Origin of the sequence: Rhizobium sp. SG570 (genome assembly GCF_012275345.1) — a bacterium.
Taxonomy (GTDB): Bacteria; Pseudomonadota; Alphaproteobacteria; order Rhizobiales; family Rhizobiaceae; genus Rhizobium; species Rhizobium lusitanum.
Genome location: NZ_JAAZQI010000005.1, coordinates 256,153 through 278,595 on the forward strand (window position 1 = coordinate 256,153; position 22,443 = coordinate 278,595).

19 protein-coding genes are annotated in these 22,443 nt (G+C 61.8%); 8 read left to right on the plus strand and 11 right to left on the minus strand.

All coding sequences use genetic code 11. The annotated features are described in order from the left end of the window. Positions 1-2 precede the first annotated feature (2 nt). The 3 genes from FHT28_RS13095 (at position 3) to FHT28_RS13105 (ending at position 4,429) form a co-directional block, all read left to right on the plus strand. Positions 3-911 carry an amino acid--[acyl-carrier-protein] ligase gene (locus FHT28_RS13095; protein WP_047637699.1) on the plus strand — a complete coding sequence of 303 codons (909 nt, stop codon included), beginning with the start codon at positions 3-5 and terminating at the stop codon, positions 909-911. Between the two features lie 8 nt (positions 912-919). Continuing rightward, the gene (locus FHT28_RS13100; RefSeq protein WP_080760453.1) at positions 920-1,879 is read left to right on the plus strand and encodes a DUF1839 family protein; all 960 of its coding nucleotides are present in this window, start codon (positions 920-922) and stop codon (positions 1,877-1,879) included. Between the two features lie 78 nt (positions 1,880-1,957). After that, a complete protein-coding gene (locus FHT28_RS13105) occupies positions 1,958-4,429 on the plus strand; it encodes a glycoside hydrolase family 2 protein (protein WP_037195918.1) in 2,472 nt (823 codons plus the stop codon). A gap of 73 nt (positions 4,430-4,502) precedes the next feature. Here FHT28_RS13105 and ugpC read toward each other — a convergent pair whose 3' ends face one another. From ugpC to FHT28_RS13135, 6 genes are all read right to left on the minus strand, one after another. Continuing rightward, positions 4,503-5,582: a sn-glycerol-3-phosphate ABC transporter ATP-binding protein UgpC gene (gene ugpC, locus FHT28_RS13110; protein ID WP_037196172.1), complete on the minus strand. Its 1,080-nt coding sequence runs from the start codon at positions 5,580-5,582 to the stop codon at positions 4,503-4,505. Positions 5,583-5,626: 44 nt separating this feature from the next. Continuing rightward, positions 5,627-6,697, minus strand: a complete 1,071-nt coding sequence (locus FHT28_RS13115) for a Gfo/Idh/MocA family oxidoreductase (protein ID WP_168596466.1) — start codon at positions 6,695-6,697, stop codon at positions 5,627-5,629. Positions 6,698-6,704: 7 nt separating this feature from the next. Next, positions 6,705-7,730: a Gfo/Idh/MocA family oxidoreductase gene (locus tag FHT28_RS13120; protein ID WP_037195923.1), complete on the minus strand. Its 1,026-nt coding sequence runs from the start codon at positions 7,728-7,730 to the stop codon at positions 6,705-6,707. A 73-nt stretch (positions 7,731-7,803) separates the two neighbouring features. Next, positions 7,804-8,652 carry a carbohydrate ABC transporter permease gene (locus FHT28_RS13125; RefSeq protein WP_210255748.1) on the minus strand — a complete coding sequence of 283 codons (849 nt, stop codon included), beginning with the start codon at positions 8,650-8,652 and terminating at the stop codon, positions 7,804-7,806. Between the two features lie 28 nt (positions 8,653-8,680). Next, a complete protein-coding gene (locus tag FHT28_RS13130) occupies positions 8,681-9,592 on the minus strand; it encodes a sugar ABC transporter permease (RefSeq protein WP_063835585.1) in 912 nt (303 codons plus the stop codon). Positions 9,593-9,653: 61 nt separating this feature from the next. Next, complete coding sequence (locus FHT28_RS13135; protein WP_047553920.1) at positions 9,654-10,940, minus strand: ABC transporter substrate-binding protein; 1,287 nt, start codon at positions 10,938-10,940, stop codon at positions 9,654-9,656. A gap of 181 nt (positions 10,941-11,121) precedes the next feature. On the opposite strand from FHT28_RS13135, the gene FHT28_RS13140 reads away from it, so the two are divergent. From FHT28_RS13140 to FHT28_RS13155, 4 genes are all read left to right on the plus strand, one after another. Continuing rightward, positions 11,122-11,817 carry a TetR/AcrR family transcriptional regulator gene (locus FHT28_RS13140; RefSeq protein ID WP_168596468.1) on the plus strand — a complete coding sequence of 232 codons (696 nt, stop codon included), beginning with the start codon at positions 11,122-11,124 and terminating at the stop codon, positions 11,815-11,817. A 166-nt stretch (positions 11,818-11,983) separates the two neighbouring features. Next, entirely contained in the window at positions 11,984-12,181 is a 198-nt protein-coding gene (locus FHT28_RS13145) for a hypothetical protein (protein WP_168596469.1), read from the plus strand. Continuing rightward, positions 12,178-13,599, plus strand: a complete 1,422-nt coding sequence (locus tag FHT28_RS13150; RefSeq protein WP_168596470.1) for a mandelate racemase — start codon at positions 12,178-12,180, stop codon at positions 13,597-13,599. The genes FHT28_RS13145 and FHT28_RS13150 overlap by 4 nt, the downstream gene beginning before the upstream one ends. Before the next feature lie 111 nt (positions 13,600-13,710). Continuing rightward, positions 13,711-14,973, plus strand: a complete 1,263-nt coding sequence (locus FHT28_RS13155; protein WP_168596471.1) for a Gfo/Idh/MocA family oxidoreductase — start codon at positions 13,711-13,713, stop codon at positions 14,971-14,973. 49 nt (positions 14,974-15,022) lie between these two features. Here the strand turns inward: FHT28_RS13155 and FHT28_RS13160 are convergent, their stop codons facing one another. The 4 genes from FHT28_RS13160 to FHT28_RS13175 all read right to left on the minus strand — a co-directional run bounded on the left by FHT28_RS13160 (position 15,023) and on the right by FHT28_RS13175 (position 19,665). Next, positions 15,023-15,610 (minus strand): transglycosylase SLT domain-containing protein, encoded by a 588-nt coding sequence (locus FHT28_RS13160; protein WP_037195951.1) that lies wholly within the window; start codon positions 15,608-15,610, stop codon positions 15,023-15,025. A gap of 114 nt (positions 15,611-15,724) precedes the next feature. Next, the gene (locus FHT28_RS13165; RefSeq protein ID WP_168596472.1) at positions 15,725-16,750 is read right to left on the minus strand and encodes a hydroxyacid dehydrogenase; all 1,026 of its coding nucleotides are present in this window, start codon (positions 16,748-16,750) and stop codon (positions 15,725-15,727) included. Further along, a complete protein-coding gene (locus FHT28_RS13170; RefSeq protein ID WP_168596473.1) occupies positions 16,747-18,603 on the minus strand; it encodes a DUF2264 domain-containing protein in 1,857 nt (618 codons plus the stop codon). The genes FHT28_RS13165 and FHT28_RS13170 overlap by 4 nt, the downstream gene beginning before the upstream one ends. A gap of 39 nt (positions 18,604-18,642) precedes the next feature. Next, complete coding sequence (locus FHT28_RS13175) at positions 18,643-19,665, minus strand: LacI family DNA-binding transcriptional regulator (RefSeq protein WP_168596474.1); 1,023 nt, start codon at positions 19,663-19,665, stop codon at positions 18,643-18,645. 149 nt (positions 19,666-19,814) lie between these two features. Here FHT28_RS13175 and FHT28_RS13180 point away from each other — a divergent pair, with 149 nt between their 5' ends. Further along, entirely contained in the window at positions 19,815-21,110 is a 1,296-nt protein-coding gene (locus FHT28_RS13180) for an ABC transporter substrate-binding protein (RefSeq protein WP_037195960.1), read from the plus strand. 260 nt (positions 21,111-21,370) lie between these two features. Here the strand turns inward: FHT28_RS13180 and FHT28_RS13185 are convergent, their stop codons facing one another. Beyond that, positions 21,371-22,225: a 5'-nucleotidase, lipoprotein e(P4) family gene (locus FHT28_RS13185; RefSeq protein WP_168596475.1), complete on the minus strand. Its 855-nt coding sequence runs from the start codon at positions 22,223-22,225 to the stop codon at positions 21,371-21,373. Positions 22,226-22,443 lie beyond the last annotated feature (218 nt).

Below are 22,443 nucleotides of genomic sequence, written 5' to 3' on the forward strand. Positions count from 1 at the left end.
TAATGGATATGAAATCCTCGTTTCTCGATCGTCTTTTTGATTCTGGTCTTCTGATCGACACCGGCGTTGACGGTCTCTACGGGCGCAGCGGTCAGTTCGAAGACGTCATTGCCGCCTTCGAGCGGCTGATCGACAAATTCGGCGGCGCCGATGGCGCCGAGGCCATCCGCTTTCCGCCGGGCATGAACCGCGCCTTTTTCGAAAAGAGCGGCTACATGAAGAGCTTCCCGCAGCTCGCCGGCACGGTGCACAGCTTCTGCGGCAGCGAACTCGACCATATGAGCCTCTTGAAGTGCATGGAAGTCGGCGACGACTGGACGAAAGACCAGCAGGCGACCGATATCGTGCTGACGCCGGCGGCCTGCTATCCGCTTTATCCGACCGTTGCCAAGCGCGGCGCTCTGTCGGAAAGCGGCGCGCTCTTTGATCTGCAGTCCTACTGCTTCCGTCACGAGCCATCCAAGGATCCGGCCCGCCAGCAGCTCTTCCGCATGCGCGAATATGTCTGCATGGGCACCGACAAGCATGTGACGGATTTCCGCCAAAGCTGGATGGATCGCGGCATCGAGATGATGAAGGCCGTCGGCCTCGACGTGACCATCGACGTTGCCAACGATCCCTTCTTCGGCCGCGCCGGCAAGATGCTCGCCAACAACCAGCGCGACCAGAACCTGAAGTTCGAACTGCTGATCCCGATCACCTCGACAGCCAACCCGACGGCCTGTATGAGCTTCAACTATCACCAGGACGCCTTTGGGACGAAATGGGGTTTGAACTTCGCTGACGGTAGCGTTGCGCATACCGCCTGCGTCGGCTTCGGCCTCGAGCGCATTGCGCTGGCGCTCTTCCACCACCATGGTCTCGACGTCAAGGAATGGCCCGAGAGCGTGCGCAAGACGCTGTGGGGCTGATCGCTTCCATGGCTGCCGTTTTCCAGGGACTGGATCCCGCCACCTACAAGCCACATGCGTTGCACGACAGCGAACGCATGTGGCCGGAGACCAATTGCTACATCGATCTGTGGATCGAAGTGCTCTCGAGCCTGAAGCTTCAGCCGGAAGCCATGCTTGGCTTCACGCTGGGCCAGGATTTCGAGGGCGACCAGTTCACTTTCTTTAAGGTGCCGCTCGAAGATCTCGAAGCGCTCTACGGCATCCGCTGCACGGAGCTTGCGATCTACGACAAGGTCCAGCATCACGTCGGCGAGCAGATCGGCCGCGGCCGGCTCTGCCTGGTGGAGATGGACTCCTTCTTCATGCCTGATACGCAGGGCGTCGGTTATCGCCGCGAGCATGGCAAGACGACTGTCGCGATCAACCGGCTCGATATGGACGGCCGTACAATCGACTATTTCCACAATGGCGGCTTCTTCCGCCTCTCAGGTGAAGATTTCGACGGGCTGTTCCAGCTGCAGCTGACGGAAGACGACCTGCCGTTCCTGCCCTATACGGAATTCGCGAAATTTCCCGACAAGACACCGGGAGAATCCGCCGTCCGGCAAACATCGCGGCAGCTGCTGTCCTTCCATTTCCGCCGCCGTCCGCAGGCCAATCCTATCCGCGCCTTTGCCGAGGTCTTTCCCGTGCAGGTCGAAGCGGTTGCCGAGCGGCCTTTCGGCTTCTTCCATAAATATGCCTTCAACACGCTGCGCCAGCTCGGCGCCAATTTCGAGCTCGCGGGCAGCCATCTGGACTGGCTGACGGCGGATTTCTCCGACGCTGCCGTCGAAGCGCGACGGATTTCCGAAGCGGCGAAATCGGTGCAGTTCCAGCTTGCCCGCGCCATTACGCGCAAGAAATTCGAGCCATTGCGGACGGCGCTTGATCCGGCGGCCGATGCGTGGGATGCCATGATGGGGCTGCTTGAACGGAAGCTCTGACCGGCTGCCGTTCGGTTGCGAAACGGCTCGGCGATTTCGGGATAGATGTGGGGCGGGGAAATCCCCCGGAAAGATGTCATGGGCGGGCGCTTGGCTGATATCGGCGGCGGAATGCGGCTGAGCGAAGGATGGAATCTGGTCCTGACGGATGCGGGCACCTGTGCCTTGCCTTCCGACGTGCCCTTTTCGGCCGGCTTGATCCCCGCGCCGGTGCCGGGCACCGTGGCCGAGGCGCTGGAAAAGGCCGGGCTCTTCGACCGCGCGAAACCTCACATCCTCAACGACCGGGATGCCTGGTATATTTGTCGCATGGTGGATGTGGATGCCGGCGATGCGGTGCTGCGGCTGGAAGGGCTGGCGACACTCTGCGAGGTCTTCCTCAACGGTCAGAAAATCCTCGTCTCCGAAAGCATGTTCGAAGCCCATGATATCGCCGTGAGCCTGCTCGGCGGCGACGAGCTGGCGCTGTGCTTCCGCGCTCTGGGGCCAAGGCTTTCGGAGCAGGGTCCCCGCGCCCGCTGGCGGCCGCAGATGATCACGCCGCAGGGCCTCCGCTTCGTGCGCACGACATTGCTCGGCCACATGCCCGGCTGGTGTCCGGAGATCCATGCCGTTGGCCCATGGCGACCGGTTTCCCTTCTGCGCCCGAGCGCGCCTGTCGTCCGCGATCTCTCCCTGCGGCCGGACTTGCTCGATGATGGCGAAGGCCGGCTCTATGCATCGCTTTCGATCGAGGGCGATGCCGGGGAGATCGTCCTGCGCTGCGGTGAGGTCGAGCAGGCTTTCGAGCTGGACAGTCCCGGCCGCTACAACGCCATCCTGAAAATTCCCGGTGTGGAGCCATGGTGGCCGCATACGCATGGCGCACCATACCTATATGACGTCGCGCTTGTCATCGACGGTGCGGAATATCCCCTCGGAAACACCGGCTTTCGACGGCTGTCAGTCGATCGTGGCGCCGATGGGCAGGATTTTGCTGTTGTCATCAACGGCGAGCGGATTTTCTGCCGCGGCGCGGTCTGGACGACGGCCGACATCGTGCGCCTGCCCGGCGGCCGCGAGGATTACGAACCCTGGCTGCGGCTGGCGGCGCAGGCCGGCATGAACATGATCCGCATCGGCGGCACCATGGCCTATGAGGCGCCGGATTTCTTCCGCCTCTGCGACGAACTCGGCCTGCTGGTCTGGCAGGATTTCATGTTCGCCAATTTCGACTACCCGAAGAACGACAAGACTTTCAACGCCCATGTCGAGGCGGAGGTTGCGCAGCTTCTTGGCCGTACGCGCCTGTCGCCTTCGCTTGCCGTTCTTTGCGGCGGCAGCGAGATCCATCAGCAAGCGGCGATGATGGGCCTGCCCGAACAGTTCTGGAAAAGCCCGATTGTCGAGGACATCATCCCGCCGGTCGTACAATCGCTTCGGCCCGATGTGCCCTATGTCGTCAACTCGCCGTCCGGCGGCGCCATGCCGTTTTCTCCGAATGCCGGCGTGACGCATTACTACGGCGTCGGCGCCTACATGCGGCCGCTTGCCGATGCGCGCCGCGCCGATGTCCGCTTTGCGGCCGAGAGCCTGGCATTCGCGCATGTGCCGCAGGCCCGCACGCTCATCCGGCATCTGCCGGTTCCGGCTGTTCATAGCCCGCTATGGAAGGAGCGCGTGCCACGCGATCGCGGCGCATCCTGGGATTTCGAGGATGTGCGCGATCATTACCTTCAGGAACTCTACGGCTTCGAGCCCAACCGATTGCGGCGGGAGGACCCCGATCTCTATCTCGGTCTTTCCCGCGCGGTGACCGGCGAGGTCGCGGAAGAGACCTATGCCGAATGGCGGCGACAAGGTTCGGGTTGCAACGGCGCGCTTGTCTGGACGCTGCAGGACCTGCTGCCCGGCGCGGGCTGGGGTGTGATCGATTCGACCGGCGAGCCCAAGCCGATATGGTATGCATTGCGCCGCGCCTTCCGGCCTGTGCAGGTGCTGTTGACAGACGAGGGCACCAACGGCCTTGATGTGCATGTGATCAACGAGAGCGATGCGGCGCTTGATATCGCGCTCGAGGTTTCCTGCCTACGCGATGGCCGTCAGAGGGTGGTGGGCGGTAGCCGCGAACTGGTAGTCGAAGCCCGCTCCAAGCAGAGGATTGCCTGCACGGATCTCTTCGGCGCCTTTTTCGACACGAGCTACGCCTTTCGCTTCGGCCCGCCGTCGCATGATGTGACGGTGGCGCGGCTGACGGCACCCGGTACCGGCGCGCTGATTGCGGAAGCCTTTCATTTCCCGCTCGGAAGGGCGGCCGCATTCCACGACGCCGAGATTGCAGCATCGGTCCTGCAGGAGGGCGAGGATTGGTTTCTGGATCTTCGCAGCGATCGGCTTGCGCAATCGGTGCAGATCGATTTCGAGGCCTACCGGGCTGAGGATGACTGGTTTCATCTCCCGCCGGACGGCAGCCGGCGTGTTCGGCTTCACCGGCGGGCAGGAATACCGGCCGACGCCGTTCCGATGGGTCAGATCCGCGCTGTCGGTAGCCGGCGAATCGTCGAAGTGTGACCAAGGTGCGGCGAATGCGGAGCCCTATCTCGCCCCTGGCGGGCGGGATAACCCCTGCGCGCATCAGCTTCCCTTACAGCGTTGCGCCATCCGGTCCGAACAGGTGGCAGCGTTCGGGATCGATGCGGATGTTGACCGTTTCTCCGGCGCGGATGGCCTGCTGATCTTCCAATGCCACCGTCAGCGTCTGGCCGCCTTGCAGCGTGGCGTAGAGGATCGTCTGGCCGCCCAGATGCTCAACGAGATCGACGCCGGCGGTGCCGAGCGCCAGACCGCGATCGCCGACGTTCAGATGTTCGGGGCGCGCGCCGAGTGTCACGTTCTCTCCGGGCCGGATGCCGCCCAGCCGGCGCGGCAGGCGAACTGTCTGGCCGTGGAGGTCGATGACGGCGGAGCCATCGTCGGAGGCGACGATCTTGGCGTCGAGGAAGTTCATTTTCGGCGAGCCGATGAAGCCGGCCACGAACTTGTTCTTCGGCTTGTTGTAGAGGTCGAGCGGTGCGCCGACCTGCTCGATTTTGCCGCCGTTGAGCACGACGATCTTGTCGGCCATGGTCATGGCCTCGGTCTGGTCGTGCGTGACGTAGATCATGGTGTTGCCGAGCCGCTGGTGCAGGCGGGCGATCTCGACGCGCATCTGGACGCGCAGCTCGGCGTCCAGGTTCGAAAGCGGTTCGTCGAAGAGGAAGATATTGGGTTCGCGCACGATGGCGCGGCCGATGGCGACGCGCTGGCGCTGGCCGCCGGAGAGCTGTTTCGGCTTGCGTTGGAGAAGCTGCGTGATCTGCAGAACCTCGGCGGCCTTTTCGACGCGCGGCTGGATGTCCTGCTTCTTCATGCCAGCCGTTTCCAGGCCGAAGGCGAGGTTTTTATAGACCGACATATGCGGATAGAGCGCATAGGACTGGAAGACCATGGCGATGCCGCGCTTGGAGGCGGGAACATCGTTCATGCGGCTGCCGTCGAGATAAAGCCCACCGCCGGAAATCGGCTCAAGCCCGGCAATCATGCGCAGAAGCGTTGATTTGCCGCAGCCGGATGGGCCGACGAAAACGGTAAATTCCCCCGGTTCGATTTCCAGATCGATGCCGTGGACGACCTGGAGTTCGCCATAGCGCTTGATAACCTTCTGCAGCGAGACACTTGTCGCCATGGGCGCTTCCTCCTTGTTCGTCCTGACGGCTGACGGGGCAACGTTCATGACGGCCTCCAGCTCTTGTATTTTGCGCTTTCCGGTCCGACAGGAAAGCGGACTTCGGTGCGCGTTTCCGATGATTCATAGAATGCCGTGACCAGTTCCAGCGCCTGGCGGGCATCGGCTGTCGTCACCGGCAGCGGTCCACCTGACATTAGCGCCTCGTGGAACAGCTTCATCTGCGAGTTGAAGCGGTTGGGAATCGGCGTCCAGTCGGTCAGCAGCGCATCGATCTTCGCGGCGATTTCGTCATTGGCCGGGATGATCTTCCAGGGATCCTGGCCGGGGCTGTAGGGCTCATGGTTGCTTTCGATCAACACATTCTCGAAGGCAAGCCGCAGGCGGCTGATCTGCTCCTGCGAGCCGAGCGTGGCGCTGATGGTGGCGAGCGCGCCGTTTTCCATCAGCAGGCTGGCGCTGGCGCAATCCTCGACCTCGATGTCGTTGACCCTCGTCGCGACGCGGCCGAAAAGGCCTGCGATCGGTCCCATCAGATAGGTCAGCATGTCGTGCAGATGGATGGAATGCGTCATCAGCACGCCGCCAAGCTCCGTCGCCCATTTGCCGCGCCAGGGGACGGCATAATAATCGGCGCCACGCACCCAATGGGTTTCGGAGGTGGCGACATAGGCCTTGCCGGCGATGCCGGCGTCGACGATGCGCTTGGCCTTCTGGATGCCGTCGCCGTAGCGATACTGGAAGATCGGCATCAGCTTGCCCTTGGCCGTCTTCTCGGCGGCGATGACGGCATCGACATCGGCGAGCGATCCCACAAGCGGCTTTTCGCAGACCACATGTTTTCCGGCTGCGAGCGCCTGCATGATGAGCTCGAAATGCGAGCCGGGCGGCGTGCAGATATCGATAATGTCGATATCGGACATATCAAGGACTTCGGAGAAATCCTTGATGCGCTTGCCGATGCCGAATTCGTCGCCGACCGCGTTCAGGCGCTCCTCGTTGAGATCGCAGAGGACGGCAACTTCGAAGCGATCGGAATGAGGCAGATAGCCTTCGACGATGTGGGAGCGGCCGATACCGAGACCGATGATCGCGACTTTCTTTATGTCGGACATATGCGGATTACCTTTGGATGCTGTTGAGCGATGTTGCTTCGGCAAGCGCCTGCGCCTTCAGCGCCAGCTCCATGGCCTTGAAGCAATGGTCCTGGCCCATCGCCGTTTCGGTGCGGTCCCTGATGTCGGCTACAAACTGCCGCCCGTAGGGCAGATCAAGGCCGGCGCAGTCGATATGCTGCATGCCCTTGCGGTCGGTGAGGAAGAGATGATCGGTGCCGGGGCGGCCGGCAACGTCGATATATTTGCGCAGCTCGATCGTGCCTTCGGTGCCGACGATGAAGAGGCGGCCGTCGCCCCAGGTGGAAAGGCCGTCCGGCGTAAACCAGTCGACGCGGACATAGCCCGTCACGTCAGGCGTGCGCAGGTGGACATCACCATAGTCCTGCAGCCCGGGCGTCTCGGGATTGGCGCGGTTGGACACGGTTGCCGACAACACCTCGGCCTCGAGCGAGCCGGCGAAGAACAGGAACTGCTCGCATTGATGCGAGGCGATGTCGGTGATGATGCCGCCGTAGCGCTTGCGGTCGAAGAACCATTCCGGCCGGGTCGGCTTGCGTAGCCGGTGCGGCCCAAGGCCCGTCGTGTGGATGACCTTGCCGATGGCGCCGGCCTTGACCAGCTCGCCGGCCTTGACGGTCGATGCCGTCTCGAAATGCTCGGAATAGAGAATGGAGACGATGCGCTTGGTTTCGGCCTGCACCCTGCGCACCTCGGCGAGTTGATCCAGCGTTACCATGCCGGGCTTGTCGAGCATCACGTCCTTGCCGTGGCGCATGACCTCGATGGCAAGGCCCGCCCGTTCGCTGGAAATCGCCGCGCTGACGATCAGCGCGATGGAGCGGTCCTCCAGGATTTCTTTTCTGTCGGCAACGCGTTTCGCCTGCGGAAAGCGCTCGGCGAAGACGGCGGCAAGGTCGTCCTCGATGGCATGGAATGCGACCAGTTCCGCGCCGGCCCGCAGCATGACGTTGACCTGGCCGTAAATGTGATCGTGGTTGAGGCCGATGGCGGCGAAGCGCAGCGCGCTCATGCGACATTTCCTTTCGTAGGTTTGTTGGTTCGCCGTCCCGAATCTTGGGTATTCGGGGCTGCGAGGTTCATAATCAGCGTTTGAGGCCGGCGGTCGCGATGCCGTCGATCAGCAGCCTCTGGAAGAAGAGGAAGATCAGGAAGACCGGGATCAACGACAGGCTCGACATGGCAAACAGGCTGCTCCAATCGGAACTTCCTGTGGAATCCACGAAGGAGCGCAGGCCGAGCTGTACCGTGTAGGTATTGATGTCGGAGAGATAGATCAGCGGCCCGAAGAAATCGTCCCAGGTCCAGATGAAGGAGAAGATGGCGGCCGTCGCCAGAACGGGAAGCGACAGCGGCAGCATGATGCGCCAGTAGATGCGCCACGGGCTGCAGCCGTCCATCATGGCGGCCTCATCCAGTTCGCGGGGGATGCCGCGGAAGAACTGCACCATCAGGAAGATGAAGAAGGCGTCGACAGCGAGAAATTTCGGCACGACCAGCGGCAGCATGGTCTTCACCCAGCCGAGCTTGAGGAAGAGGATATATTGCGGGATCAGCGTGACGTGGTAGGGCAGCATCAGCGTGCCGAGCATCAAAGCGAACCAGAAATTCTTGCCCCAGAATTCCAGCCGCGCGAAGGCATAGGCCGCCAGCGAGCAGGAGATCACGTTGCCGATGACCGAGAGCACGGCGATAACAACCGAATTCCAGACGAAGGTGCCGAAGGTGACCTGACCGCCGAACCAGCCGCGGGTATAGGAGCTGAAGTCGAAGTGTGACGGGATCAAGGATGCCGTGCCGAAGATCTCGTTCTGGTCCTTGATCGAGCCGGAAAGCATCCACAGCAGCGGATAGAGCATCACGATCGACGCGGCGACGAGGGCGATGTGGATGAGGACGGAGACGAACCAGGGACGCTCGCGCGGCGGGTTCATATCCTCGGCAAAATGGGTGAGCTTCGCGTCAGTCATCGTAATGAACCCAATAACGAGCGGAGAGGAAGGAGAAGGTGGTGAAGATCGCGATGATGATCACCAGGATCCAGGCGAGTGCGGCGGCATAGCCCATGCGGAAATAGCCGAAGGCTTCCTGATAGAGGTAGAGTGTATAGAACAGTGTCGAATCGATCGGGCCGCCGGTGCCGGAGGAAATCACATAGGCCGGCGTGAAGGCCTTGAATGCGTCGATGGTCTGAACCACCGCATTGAAGAAGATCACCGGCGTGAGTAGTGGCAGGGTGATCTTGAAGAAGATCCGCCTCTTGGAGGCGCCATCGAGGCTGGCGGCTTCATAGAGATCGGTCGGGATCTGCCTGAGGCCCGCCAGGAAGATGATCATCGGCGAGCCGAACTGCCAGATTGCCAGGATGATCAGGGTATAGAGCGAATAGTCCGGATTGGAGATCCAGCTCGGGCCGTTGATGCCGAAGACATACCAGAGCAGGGTGTTGATGATGCCGTCGGCATCGAAGATCTGCCGCCACAGGACGGCGATGGCGACGCTGGAGCCGAGCAGCGACGGCAGGTAGAAGATGGCGCGATAGACGGGAAGGCCTCGAATGCCGCGGTTGAGCAGCAGCGCCACCGAGAGCGCGAAGGCAAGCTTCAGCGGCACGGAGCAGACCACGTAGAACAGCGTCACCTTCATCGACGACAGGAACTTGTCGTCCGCCGTGGCGATGCGCACGTAATTATCCCATCCGACCAGGTTCGGAGACTGGAGCAGATTGTAGTCGGTGAAGGACAGGTAGAGCGACGCAATCGCCGGTCCGAGGGTCAGTCCGAAGAAGCCGATGAACCATGGCAGGAGAAAGAGATAGCCCGGCGCGTTGCGCGAAAATGCGCTCGGCGCTTTGTAGGTGGTTTCCACGCGCATCGGCGCGCGCACGCCGACGGCCAAGCCGCCGGCAACGCTCTTGCTGTTTGTACCCACGGTATCAGCCTCGCGTAACGTTTGCTGCTGCCTGTTCGGTGAACTTCGTCCCGGCGTCCTGCGCGCTGGTCTTGCCGAAGGCCACTTCCTCGGCGATCTTTTTCAGCAGGAATGCATTCTCGCCGGCGCCGTTCGGCGGAGACGGCGGCAGCGCTCCGACATGCGGCGTCAGTCGGCCGATATAGTCGACGACCTGCTTGCTCGTCGCATCGAGATCCGGGGTCAGGAGATCGCGGATCTTTGTCGACGGCGGAACGCCGCGCTCGACGCCGAGTGCCTTGGCGCCCTCCGGATCCTCCACCAGGTAATTGACGAAAGCGACGGCAGCGTCCTTGTTGGCAGAGGTCGCCGAAACCGACATCAGCATCGACGGCTTCAGATACTGGCCGGGTTTGCCGTCAGCACCGGGGACCGGATAGGAAACGATATTGAGCTTTTCCTTGACCAGACCCTGAATGGCGACGAACTGGTTGGAATGGGCGTAGCTGACGGCTGCCTTCTTGGTCACGAGCATGTCGGTTTCGAGGGTCTGTTGGTCGAGCGCCTGTGCATCGGCCGGAACGCAAGCGCCGATCTTGCGCATATGTCCCCAGAAGTCGAACCATTCGGTGGCATCCTTGGCCTCGAAGGCCACCTTGCCGTCGGCGGTATAGAGCGCCTTGCCGCGCTGGCGCAGCCAGCATTCGAAGGCCGGCTCTCCGCCGCTCGCATCCGCAGTGCCATAGAAGCCGCGGCGCTTCTTGGCTGATGTCACCTTGGCGCAGGCATCGCCGAGCTGTTCCCAGGTCATGCCGTCATGCGGCGGCTCGACGCCGGCTTCGGTCCAGGCCGCCGCATTGACGACGACCATCGAGGAATTGACGCCGAGATTGACGCCGTAAATCTTGTTGTCGACCTTGCCGGAATCGATATTGGCCGGGCCGAAATCCTCGATCGCGAGGCTCTTGCCGAGATAGGGCGTCATGTCTAGCAGCGCGCCGCGGCGGGCATATTCGAAGATATAGCGATAGTCCATCTGGATGAGATCGGGCGCATTGCCGCCGCCCGTCTGCGTGGCGAGACGCGTCCAGTAGCTGTCCCAGCCGAAGGACTCGCCGGCGATGGTGACATCGGCATTCTTGGCCTGATAGGCCTTGACCGCTGCGAATGTGCGATCGCTTCGCTCCTTCGATCCCCACCAAAGAAGGCGCATCGCCGTTGCCGCATGGGCGCGGGAAAGTCCGATACTGCTGAAAGCTAGCGTAGCTGCCATGCCGGCAATGAGTTGCCGGCGGTCGATCGTCAAAGTCATCCTGGTCTCCTCCCCAGTAAACCGATGATTTACGAACTGCTTTGCATGATATAACTATTTGGTTACAAGTTGGATAGAAATGCGACCGCTGTCAAGCGTCAATCGTGTCACAATCAAAACGACGTCTGCGAGAGCCGGTGGCGCCCCTCGCGGGAAAGATCGATGCGGGAGGAGGTTAGTCATGACCGCCAGGGAGAGGCAAGAGACTGAAAAGTCAGCGCAAGCCGGGATCGGCGAGGCTGTACGAACACGGTCGAAAAAAGTGTCGCGCAATCCGCAACGGACCCATGCCGCGATCCTGGAAGCTGCGACGGAAGAGTTTGCCGCGCATGGCTTCGGCGGCGCGCGGGTGGATGCGATCGCGGCGCGGGCGCAGACCAACAAGCGGATGCTCTATCACTATTTCGGCGACAAGGAGGGGCTCTATCTCGCCGTGCTGGAGGCGACCTATGCGGCGATCCGCAACGCCGAAAGGCATCTCGATCTCGCCCGCCGCGACCCCGAAGAGGGAATGCGGGAACTTGCGCTGTTCACCTGGCGGCATTTTCTCGCGCATCCCGAGTTTCTAAGCCTGCTCGTGACCGAAAATCTGCATCAGGCACACTATCTGCAGCGATCGGACAGGGTGCTGGAGATGCATTCGCATTTCATCGATGAGCTTTCAGATGTGTTGCGCCGCGGTGAGGCGGCCGGCGTGTTCCGGTCCGCCGTCGATCCCGTATCCGTCTATCTGACGATCGCGGCACTCGGTTTCTTCTACCTGTCCAACCGTCACACCTTGTCGACGATTTTTGCGCGCAAGTTGACCAGCCCGGACGCGCTCAATGCCTGGGGCGAACATATCGTAGAGGTGACCCTTGCTTCCATCCGAGCGTAGCGTATCCCGAGAGCCCATGGCTCTCCAGCCTTCAGAGAAATTTTCAAAAGGCGGTTGACAAGGCCGGAGTGATCGCGCGATCTTGTAACCATATGGTTACATTGCTTGAGCGACCAAGCATTTGCTTTTCCTGATTCTGGAGGGAATCGGGCAGGGAGGAGACATCATGAAGGGCGTTGGCATCATTCTCGATATGATTTGCCACCGGCGCTACCTGCTCGATAGTCTCTTCGGGCCGGCTCAGGCGCTCGGTAGCCTGATGCATTGTTGGATACAGCATCGGACCAACACGTCGAAGCCTGTCTGGAGTGCCGGTCAGCCGCAGACGATCGATTTCTTCGAAGGAAGCACCCAACCATTATGACAGAGTCATTGAAGATCAGGCTTGTCGAGGCCGAGGCATTCGAGCGCCCGGTCAAATTGCGGCTTCCCTTCCGTTTCGGGGCTGCGACCTTGCGGGAGGCGCGGCAGATTTTCCTGCGGGTGCGCATCGAGGATGCGAGCGGCCGTTCGGCTGGGGGGATGGCCGCCGAGCTGATGGTGCCGAAATGGTTCGACAAATCGCCTGAGCTTTCCAATGCAGACAATGAAAATCAGCTGCGCCGTTCGCTGGCTCTGGCACTCGATGCCCTGCGAGGCGCGGGCCTTGGAATGGCGTTTGGGCTGCATGCCGCCGTCGAGGCTACCCATCATGCGCGGGCGGCGGCTGAAAAGCTGAACGGCCTCGTCGCCTCTTTCGGTCTTGCGCTTGCCAACAGGGCGATCCTCGATGCGCTCTGCCGGCTGGAAGGGCTGACGGTTGCGCAGGCGATCAGGGCGAACCGGCCCGGTATCGACTCTTCGACAGCGCACGATCTTTCCGGTTTCGATCTTTCCGGCTTCCTGTCGACATTGGAACCCGCCGGAAGCCTCGCTGCCCGCCACACCGTCGGTCTGGTCGATGCGATCGTGCCGGGCGATATTCCGGTAGATGACCGTCTGGACGACGGCCTGCCGGAGAGCTTCGAGGAGGCGATCGACGCCTATGGCCTGACCTTCTTCAAGGTCAAGGTGTCGGGCGCTCCCGATGCCGATATCGACCGCCTCTGCCGTGTTGCTGCTGTCATCGACGCCAAGGTGCCTGCATACTCGGTGACGCTCGACGGCAATGAGCAGTTTTCATCCGCCGAGGCGGTTGCGGATCTGCTCGCCCGCATAAAGGAGGAGCCGAGGCTGGCGCGTTTCGCCGCTTCGATCCTGTTCGTCGAGCAGCCGATCGCGCGCGCCCACGCTTTTGAGAAGCCGGTAAAGGCGCTTGCCGCCTTCAAGCCGGTGGAGATCGATGAATCCGATGCCGATATCGATGCTTTCGTGACGGCCAGAGGGCTCGGCTATACCGGCATTTCCTCGAAGTCCTGCAAGGGTTTCTATCGCTCGCTATTGAACCGGGCACGCGTATCCAAATGGAGTGCCGAGGATGGCATACCCTATTTCATGTCGGCGGAGGATCTGACGACGCAGGGCGGCCTTGCCGTGCAGCAGGACCTGGCGCTCGCTTCGCTGATCGGCATGACGCATATCGAGCGCAACGGCCATCACTATGTCGATGGCATGGCCGGCGCGCCGGACGCCGAGCAGGCGGCTTTCGCCCGGGCCCATTCCGATCTCTATCGTGTGAGCAACGGGCGGACCCGGCTGCGGATCGAGAGCGGTCAGGTCGCCATCGGTTCAGTCATCGGTGCTGTCGGACTTGGCTCGTCCGTGGAGCCGGACTGGACGGCGATGGAGGCATCGCTGACATAGGACTCTGTTTAAGGTCAGGCGCGCTTTGTATTTGATGCAGCGCCCAGGCAGTAAGGTGCGGCCAAACCCGGACTAGCCTGACCATCGCCATCACAGATTCTGGAGGAGCAGATGCAGTCATCGAAGAAACGCTACGTTCTGGTCGGTACCGGCAATCGCGGCGCGACCATGTGGGGCAGGGATCTGGTCGAGCGCTGGAGCGACGAGGTCGAACTCGTTGCAGTCTGCGACCTCAACGCCATGCGGGCCAAGCGGGCGCTCGACTATATCGGCGCGTCGGTGCCTGTTTATACCGATTTCGATGAGCTGCTGCGGGTCGAGAAACCGGATCTCGTCATCGTCTGCACCCGCGATTCCAGCCATGACGATCTGATCGTCAAGGCGATGGAATCCGGCGCCAACGTCATCAGCGAAAAGCCGATGACGACGACGGTCGACAAGATCAAGCGCATTCTCAATGCCGAGGCGCGCACCGGCAAACGGCTGGATGTCTCTTTCAACTATCGCTTCGCGCCGACGGCGGCAAAGATCAAGGAGCTGATCAATTCCGGCGTTATCGGCGATGTCACCTCAGTCGATTTCCATTGGTATCTCGACACCAGCCATGGTGCGGACTACTTCCGCCGCTGGCATGCATTCGTCGAAAATTCCGGCAGTCTCTTCGTCCACAAGGCGACGCACCATTTCGATCTGCTGAACTGGTATCTGGATTCCGATCCGGAAACGGTCGCAGCCTTTGCCGATCTCAAGCATTACGGCCGCAAGGGTCCGTTCCGCGGCGAGCGCTGTCGTAACTGTCGCTACAAGGAGGACTGCGACTATTATCTCGATATCGGCGCGACACCGCTGCTCGAAAGCCTCTATGAGGATCCGTCCACTGTCGACGGCTACGTGCGCGATGCCTGCGTCTTCCGCGAGGATATCGACATTCCGGACACGATGGTCGCCTCGATCCGCTATCGTAACGGCGTCAACGTTTCCTATTCCTTGAATACCTACATGCCGATCGAAGGGCATCACATCGCCTTCAACGGCCAGAAGGGCCGGATCGAGCTGCGGCAATATGAGAAGCAACACTGGACGACGCCACCGGCGGATGAGATCGTCGTCATGAAGAATTTCGGCGACGTCGAGCGGATATGGGTGCCGCATTCATCCGGCGGCCACTATGGCGGCGACGACCGGCTGCGCAACATGCTGCTGCGCTCCGGCCCGAACGACGAGCTCAAGCAACGCGCCGGTTCGCGCGCGGGTGCGATGTCGGTTCTCTGCGGCATCGCGGCGCTGGAGAGCAGCCGCACCGGCCAGCAGGTATCGATCGCCGACATCTGGGGCGAGGATGGCGGCTTGAACCTGTTGGAGCCGCGGCCTTAGGCCCGCAGCTACGTGTATTGCGGAAATTGCTCCGAAGTCGACCGCGCGATCAGCTGCAGCTCGGCAGCTGCTGCGCGTAGATCCTGGTCATGCCGTTGAAGCGCTTGGCGCCGGACAGTGCGGCGGAATTGCCGCGCCATGCCCCCTGCAGATAGCCCTTCGGGCCGGAGTAGTAGGCGAGATAGAGATCGTAGGAATCGTTCAGGGGAATGCCGGTCTGCAGATGCGTCTGGTAGTGATACCAGCCGACGAAATCGATGGCGTCGGCGAAGTTGGTGCGGCTCGCGGTCCAGTTGCCCGTCTCGCGCTTGTATTTGTCCCAGGTGCCATCGAGGGCCTGCGAATAGCCGTAGGCGGTCGTTGGACGCTTCCAGGGAATGAAGCCGAGCAGGTATCGCCTTGGCGGACGGGCGCGTGGCCGAAAGCCGGATTCGGTGTAAATCGTCGCCATCAGGATCGGCACCGGCACGCCGTATTTGCGCTCCGTGCGTTCGGCTGCCCGCTGCCAATTGTTGAACCAGCCGTCCCGCTGGTCGAAGATCGCGCAGATGTTGCGGGTGCGCGAGGGTGCGGTTGCGCAACCCGCCAGCACGCCGAGCAGCAACACAGCCAGAATGGAAAGCACGCGGGTACGCATAACTAGAACCTCTTCGATAAGAAGATTGCTAGCGCGGAATAATTAAAAACGGGTTGTTCGCCTGTGCCGAAATGGGGCGATTTCAGGGAGTTTTCATGGATTTGCTGCGTCGCATCATGCCATGCGCGCCATGTCCTCGCGTCGGATCGCGTGGAGCAGCGGCCGACCCTCGATGAAACGAATGGCTTCTTCGACCGCCATCTCGCCGAGGCGGGTCCGCTCGAGGCCGACGGCGCCGGCGATATGCGGCGTCAGGAAGATATTCGGCAGGTCGTAGAAGGCGGAATCCGCCTCCGGGATTTCCGGATCGGTGACATCGATGATCGCATCAATGCGGCCGGTCTTCAGCGCGGCGATCAACGCCGCCTCGTCGACCAAAGCACCGCGCGCGGTGTTAATAAAGGTCGCCCCCTCTTTCATCACCGAGAGGCGCCGGGCGTCGATCATGTGCCGCGTCGCCGGCAGGGACGGCGCGTGCAGCGAGATGATATCGGCTGATGCCATCAAGGCGTCCAGCTCGGTCTTCTCGGCGCCGAGGCGCGTGGCTTCTGCCTCATCGACCATGGGATCGTAGAGCAGGACCCGGTAGTCGAAGGGCGCGAGCAGTTCGATCACCCGCCGACCGATGCGCGAGGCGCCGATGATGCCGACCGTGCGGCCGTAATTGCCGATGGCTTCCGCCTGGATCGGCTGCGTTCGTTTGCGGTTGCGGTCGGCGACGTAGAGATCGCGGAAGCGGAAGATCTTCTTGCCGGCAAAGATGATGGCGGCAAGCGTGAATTCGGCGACCGGCAGGGCATTGGCCTGCGCCGCATGGCTGACCGCTATGCCGCGATCGAACAGGCTGTCTCCGAGCAGGCCCTTCACTGTACCGGCGGAATGAGCCACCAGCTTCAGATGCGGGGCCAGCGCCAGCGCCGCGGCATCAATCGCCGGCGAACCCCAGCCGGTAATCAGGATTTCGGTTTCGGCGAGCAGTTTGCTTGCGCGGTCATCATCGAAGCGCTGCATCGGCGTTGCATCCAGCACGCGGCCGACCGTATCGAGGCGCTGGATCAGCACCTCCGGCAGGACGTGTTGCGTGCGGGTGGGCTGCATCGCAAAGGCAATGGCGGGACGTGTGGAGACGAATTGCGTCATGGCAGGCGACCGGGCGCCTCGATGGCGCTGACCGTGATGCCCTTGTCGGCCACGAGCGCGCGCAGGGCATCCATATCGGGCCTGGCGGGCGGCTTCGTCCAGGCGCCGCCGACGGAGGAGGGATCCTTTTCAGCCAGAACTGCGGAAACGAGAATGGTTTGCCCTGATGGGATCGTGGCGCGCAACTGCGGCACCAGCGTCTTGGAAGCGATCAGGTTGGTGTTCGGCGGCGCCTTCTGCGCCAGTCCCTTGCGCTCGGTCGTCGAGCCGAGATCGAGGATGCCGCTGAAATCCTCCTCGCCGATGACATAGGCCGCACCCGTCTCGGAGGAGAGCGTATCGACCTCGAAATCGCGCCGGGCGATGGCGAAGCCGCCTTCCGCCGTCTGCAATGGCCGAGGCGTAGTGATCCTGTGAAGGCGGATGTGCCAGGGCGAGGCGGGGATGAGCCAGGTCTCCACGGTCACATCAGCATAAGGCGACCATTTGGCATAGAGCGTGTCGCCGGCAAGCTTCGCCTCCTTGTTGGTCTCGCGGACGCGGTAATGCAGACCGTCGTCGCTGAAGGCGAGCATGCTGTCGAACGCACCGCCGGCAAAGATGCGCTCGTCGCTCTCGACGCTGAAGCCGTAGCGGGCCGAATAGGCGAACTTCGCGTATTTTTCGGCGCCGAAGCGCATCTGCTGGTTTTCCTGGCCGCTGGAGAGCGCCACGACATCGGCCTTGCTGCGCATCATCACCATGCCGGGATGCTTCTGCGGGACGATAGCCGGCTGATTTTCCAGCGGCTTTTCTTCTGCTGTCCAGAAGGGATGTGTTTCGGGAAGCGCCAAAGGCAGGAAGGCCTTGAAGGCCCAATAGGGTGAGCCAGCGGAATTGTAGTTTTCCGACATCAGCAGGTTGGGATAGGCAAAGCCGATCGGCAGGGTGCCGTCGCGATTGGCGATCGGCTTGTCGGCCCACCAGCGCAGGTGCCGTAAGCAAAGCCCCTTGATCTCGCCCCAGGGCAGCGCCTCGACATCGGCAAAGGCGAGCGCCGACCAGAAGCCGGCGCAGGCGAAGCGATAGGTCAGGCTGCGGCCGAAGGGGATGGTGGCGCCATCTGGCGCAAACCAATGGCGGAAATCTTTGGCGAAGAGCATGGCGCGTTCGCGGTAGCGCTCGGCGCGGTCGTCATTGACGAGCTTGGAATAAATCAGCCCGTAGAAGTGCATCGCGAAGGGAACGTAATGGTCGATGCGCCTGATATCGCCGTCGCGATACCAGCCGTCGGCGATATAGAAGCCATCCAGCTCCGTCAGATAATTCTCCGTCAGGCTGCGGTCGAAGGAGGCCCCGAGCCGGTCGAGCGCGATATCCACGAAGATGCGGAAGAATTTCCAATTGTTGTCGGCATAGTCGAAGGTGCGAGCATGCTTGAGATAGGCGATGAGATTGTTGCGGGCTCGCGCATCGAGCGGTTCCCAGATCTTTTCGGGCACCAGCGCGAGCGCAAAGCCGAGCGCTGCAAGCTCGACCATGCGTTGATCGCGGCCGTTGACAGTGCCCCAATATTCCGGATGGTCGGGATCGACGCCGTTGGCGAGCCCCTCGGTATAACGGTCCCAATGACCGAAATCGCCGCCGCCGGCGCCGAATGGCGCAAGGCCCCAGAGCGGGCGGGCGAATCCTTCGAGATCGGCGGCCGCCCGGTCGAAATGGGCACCTGCCGCGTCGATGCGGACACGGGCATTGCCCTCGGAAAAATAGGACAGGAGCGGATCGAACAGGTCGATCAGCGCCCGCCGCATGTCGGTGAGGTTCTTCAACGGGTTGCCGGCAAGCGGATTGGTGCTGGCGGGGTCGTAGATCATCGGTGTGGCTCTCTCGATTGGTTCCGCTGCGGGGAAGGCTCAGGTTTCGGGTGGGAGGGTACCGCCGGCGATCGGTTGAACGCCGTGGCAAACGTGGCGGGCGGGGGCGTCGCGATCGCGGAAGCGGGCAATCATCAGGCTTATGGCTTCCCGCCCCAGCGCTGCGCGGTCGACACGCATGGTCGCCAGCCTGGGATTGGTCATCAGCGCGCAGGGCAGGTCGTCGAAGCCGACGATGGCGAAGTCCTCCGGCACGCGCAGGCCGGCTTCGGTCACGGCGTCGAGCACGCCGACGGCAATGAAATCATTCATGCAGAAGGCGGCTGTGAAACCCTCATCGGCAGCGAGGATCGCGGCCGTTGTATCATGGGCCTCCTGGCTGGAACTGCCCCGGAAGTTCATCGGCACGATGCGGCCATGCGCCCCCTCGACGGATGCGATCGCGGCCTCGAAGCCACGGATGCGCTCGCGGATGGTCTGGCGATGAGAACCGGTCAGGTGCAGGATGCGGCGGTGGCCGGCATCGAGCAGCCGCCGCGTCGCGTTGTAGGCGCCGAAGAAATTCGAGGGTGAAACCCCGTCGAATCGCAGTTTCGGGTCCGTGCCGTTGACGAGAACCGTGGGCGTGCCGCTTGCCTCGAGCCATCGGCACAGCTCCTCGGAGGGATCTATGCCGACAAGGAAGAGGCCCTCGGCGCCGGCAGCCTGCAGATATTCCATCACCAGATTCGGTTCGGTGCGGGCCTCGCGGATGAGGCGAATGTCGAAGCGCATGCCGCGTTCGGCGGCGCCGGCGCGCAGGCCTTCCAGAATGCCCTCGTAAAAAACGCTCAAGCCGCCTGTGACACTATCGCTGGCGATCAGCGCCAGGCCGCCAGCCTCCGCCTCTACAGCCGTCTTCAGCGGGTAGCCGAGATCACCAGCCACCTTGAAGATATGCTGGCGGATCATGTCGCTGATTCCGGGTTCATTGGTCAGCACGCGCGACACCGTCGAAACGGAGACGCCGGCTGCGGCAGCAATATCGGCTTGCCTGATACGTTTGGATCGAACATCGCTCATATCGCAATTGTTATGCAAAATTGTGCAAATTTGCAATACAGAGTTTTTTATTGCACAGCGCAATGAAGTTGCATATCTTCGCTCGGAATTGTCCGCTGAAGACGTCGGGAGACCGTCGCGGATGACAACGCAAGAGAAGGAGGAATCTCATGCGCATGAATCGCCGCTCATTCATGATCGGAACTGCCGGAGCTGCTGCGGGTCTCGCGTTCGGGGGAGGGGCGATGCCGGCCTTCGCCGACGCCACGCAACTGCGGGCGATGTGGTGGGGGTCGCCCGATCGCGGCAAGCGCACGGTCGCCGTCGCCGAACTGTTTCACAGCAAGAATCCCGATCTGTCCGTCATCGGCGAGAGCATCAGCGGTGACGGCTACTGGGCCAAGCTTGCGACTGGCATGGCCAGCCAGAACATCGCCGATGTCTTCCAGCTCGAGCCGAGCACGATTTCCGATTATTCCAAGCGCGGCGCCTGCATGCCGCTCGATCAGTTCGTGCCCTCGACGCTGAATGTCGACAGTTTCGGCAAGGATGTGCTGAAGCTCACGACCGTCGACAGCAAGCTTTACGGCGTCGGCCTTGGGCTCAATTCCTTCGCGATGTTCTATGACGAGGACATGTTCAAGAAGACCGGCCTGACGCCGCCGGGCCCCACCACGACATGGGCAGACTATGCGGATCTTGCCGTTGAGATGACCAAGGCGGCCGGCAAACGCGGCTATTGGGGCGGTCCCTATGGCGCGCGCTACAATTATGTTCTCGATGTCTGGCTGCGCCAGCGCGGCAAGAGCCTTTTTACCGAGGAGGGCGGGCTCGGCTTCGGCGTCGACGATGCCAAGGAATGGTACAGCTACTGGGAAGAGCTGCGCAAGCGCGGCGGCACGGTCTCCGCCGATGTCCAGACGCTCGACCAGAACGTCATCGAAAGCAATTGCCTGGCTCTCGGCAAATCGGCCATCGGCATGGCCTATTCCAACCAGCTCGTCGGCTATCAGCTCGTGGTCAAGAGCAAGCTCGCCGTCACGATGCTGCCGCGCGAAAAGAAAGACGGCCCCTCCGGCCATTACTATCGCCCGGCGCTGATCTGGAGCGTGGGCGCCACCAGCAAGAACGGCGAAGCGGCGGCGAAATTCATCAATTTCTTCGTCAACGATGTCGAAGCAGGCAAGATCCTCGGCGTCGAGCGTGGTGTGCCGATGTCGCCAGCCGTGCGCGCCGCCATCCTGCCGACGCTTAATCCGGTAGAGCAGCAGACGGTGCAATATATCGAGCTGCTCAAGGATCAGGTCGGCACCTATCCCGTGCCGGCGCCGCTCGGCTCCGGAGAATTCGACCAGAACGTCGCGCGTCCCGTCGCCGACCAGCTCGCCTTCGGCAAGATCACGGTCGCCGAGGCGGCCAAGAGACTGGTGGAGGAAGGTGCGACGAAGCTGAAGCGGAAGAGCTGATTGAAGGCCGGCTATGTGAGTGGATGACGGTGAGGCTGGTTCGGCTTTGCCTTGATTCTGTGCCTGGCCCCTCACCCCAACCCTCTCCCCGCAAGCGGGGCGAGGGAGTTATCATGCCTGACTTAGCTTCAGTCTTCCTGAAGACCAGCGGTTTCTCGATCGTCCCTTCTCCCCGCTTGCTGGGAGAAGGCTAGGATGAGGGGCCAGGCACTAAGGTTCCACAGACTTGAACGTGCCTGACAATCATCCTCGAACGACGGCTACTTCCCATCCCAGGGCTTCAGCGCATCCTGCTTCATCTGCCGCTGCTTTTCAGGCGGCAACTTGTAATCCCCCTTGTAGGGGGCGCTCTCGAACGAGCCGTAGGTCGGGTTGGCGATGGCGATCCAGTCATGGCCGAAGTGGGCGGAGTTGGCCTCGAAGACCTTCTGGCGCTCCTCGACCGTGCCCTTGTAGTCGTCGGTGAAGTCGCCGAAATTGTCGCCGAACATCAAGAGGATGCGGTAGTTCTTGGCGATGAAGGCGCGGCGCGTGCCCTTGGCGGAGCCCCAATCGGGCTGTTCCTTGGCGCTGAGGAAAGTGTCGACATTGTCGCCCATCGGAAAGCCGAAGCGCTTCATTTCCTCGACGGTCGGCTTTTCTTCATCGGAAGTGCGGTTGGTGACGTAGAAGACCTTGACGCCCTTCGAGGCTGCATATTGCGTGAAGTCGACCGCGCCCGGGATCGGCTTGTCCTGCTGGGCATTCACATATTTCGTCCAGCTATCCGGCGTGAAGCTGGTGCCCGCCGTGATGTTGTGCGCCTGATAGGGCGAGGTATTGAGCACGGTGTCATCGACATCGAGGATGATGGCCGGCGGGAAATCCTGGAAATTGCCCGTTTGCTCGACTGGCGCCGCGGTCCAGTTCTTGTCGGCAAGCGCTTCGTCAAGCCGGAGGCGGGCGAGCGCATAGGCGCCAAGCGCATTGGCCTGGGCTTCGACCGAGGTTTGGTCCCAGAGAACGGCGTTGAGATTATCGTCCGGCATGGCGGCCGGCACATCGGCGGCAAAAGCAGGCACGGCTGCAGCGAGGCCGAACACGAATGCCAGGCGTCCAAAGTATCTATTTCTCACTCCGTTCTCCTTTATGAAATTCTGTAAAATCAACGGGTCGCATCAACGATTTCAAACAGGTGTGAAAGTCTTGATCCGGGTAAGGATAGTTTGCGCGCGGATGGAATGTGTCAAGCATATGACAACTGGTTGCACCCCGATTCGGCTGATTTTGGTTGATGACTCCGCCCGAGCCCATCGCCGGGGTGCCGTACGAAGGTCCCGTTGACGCGCGCCTG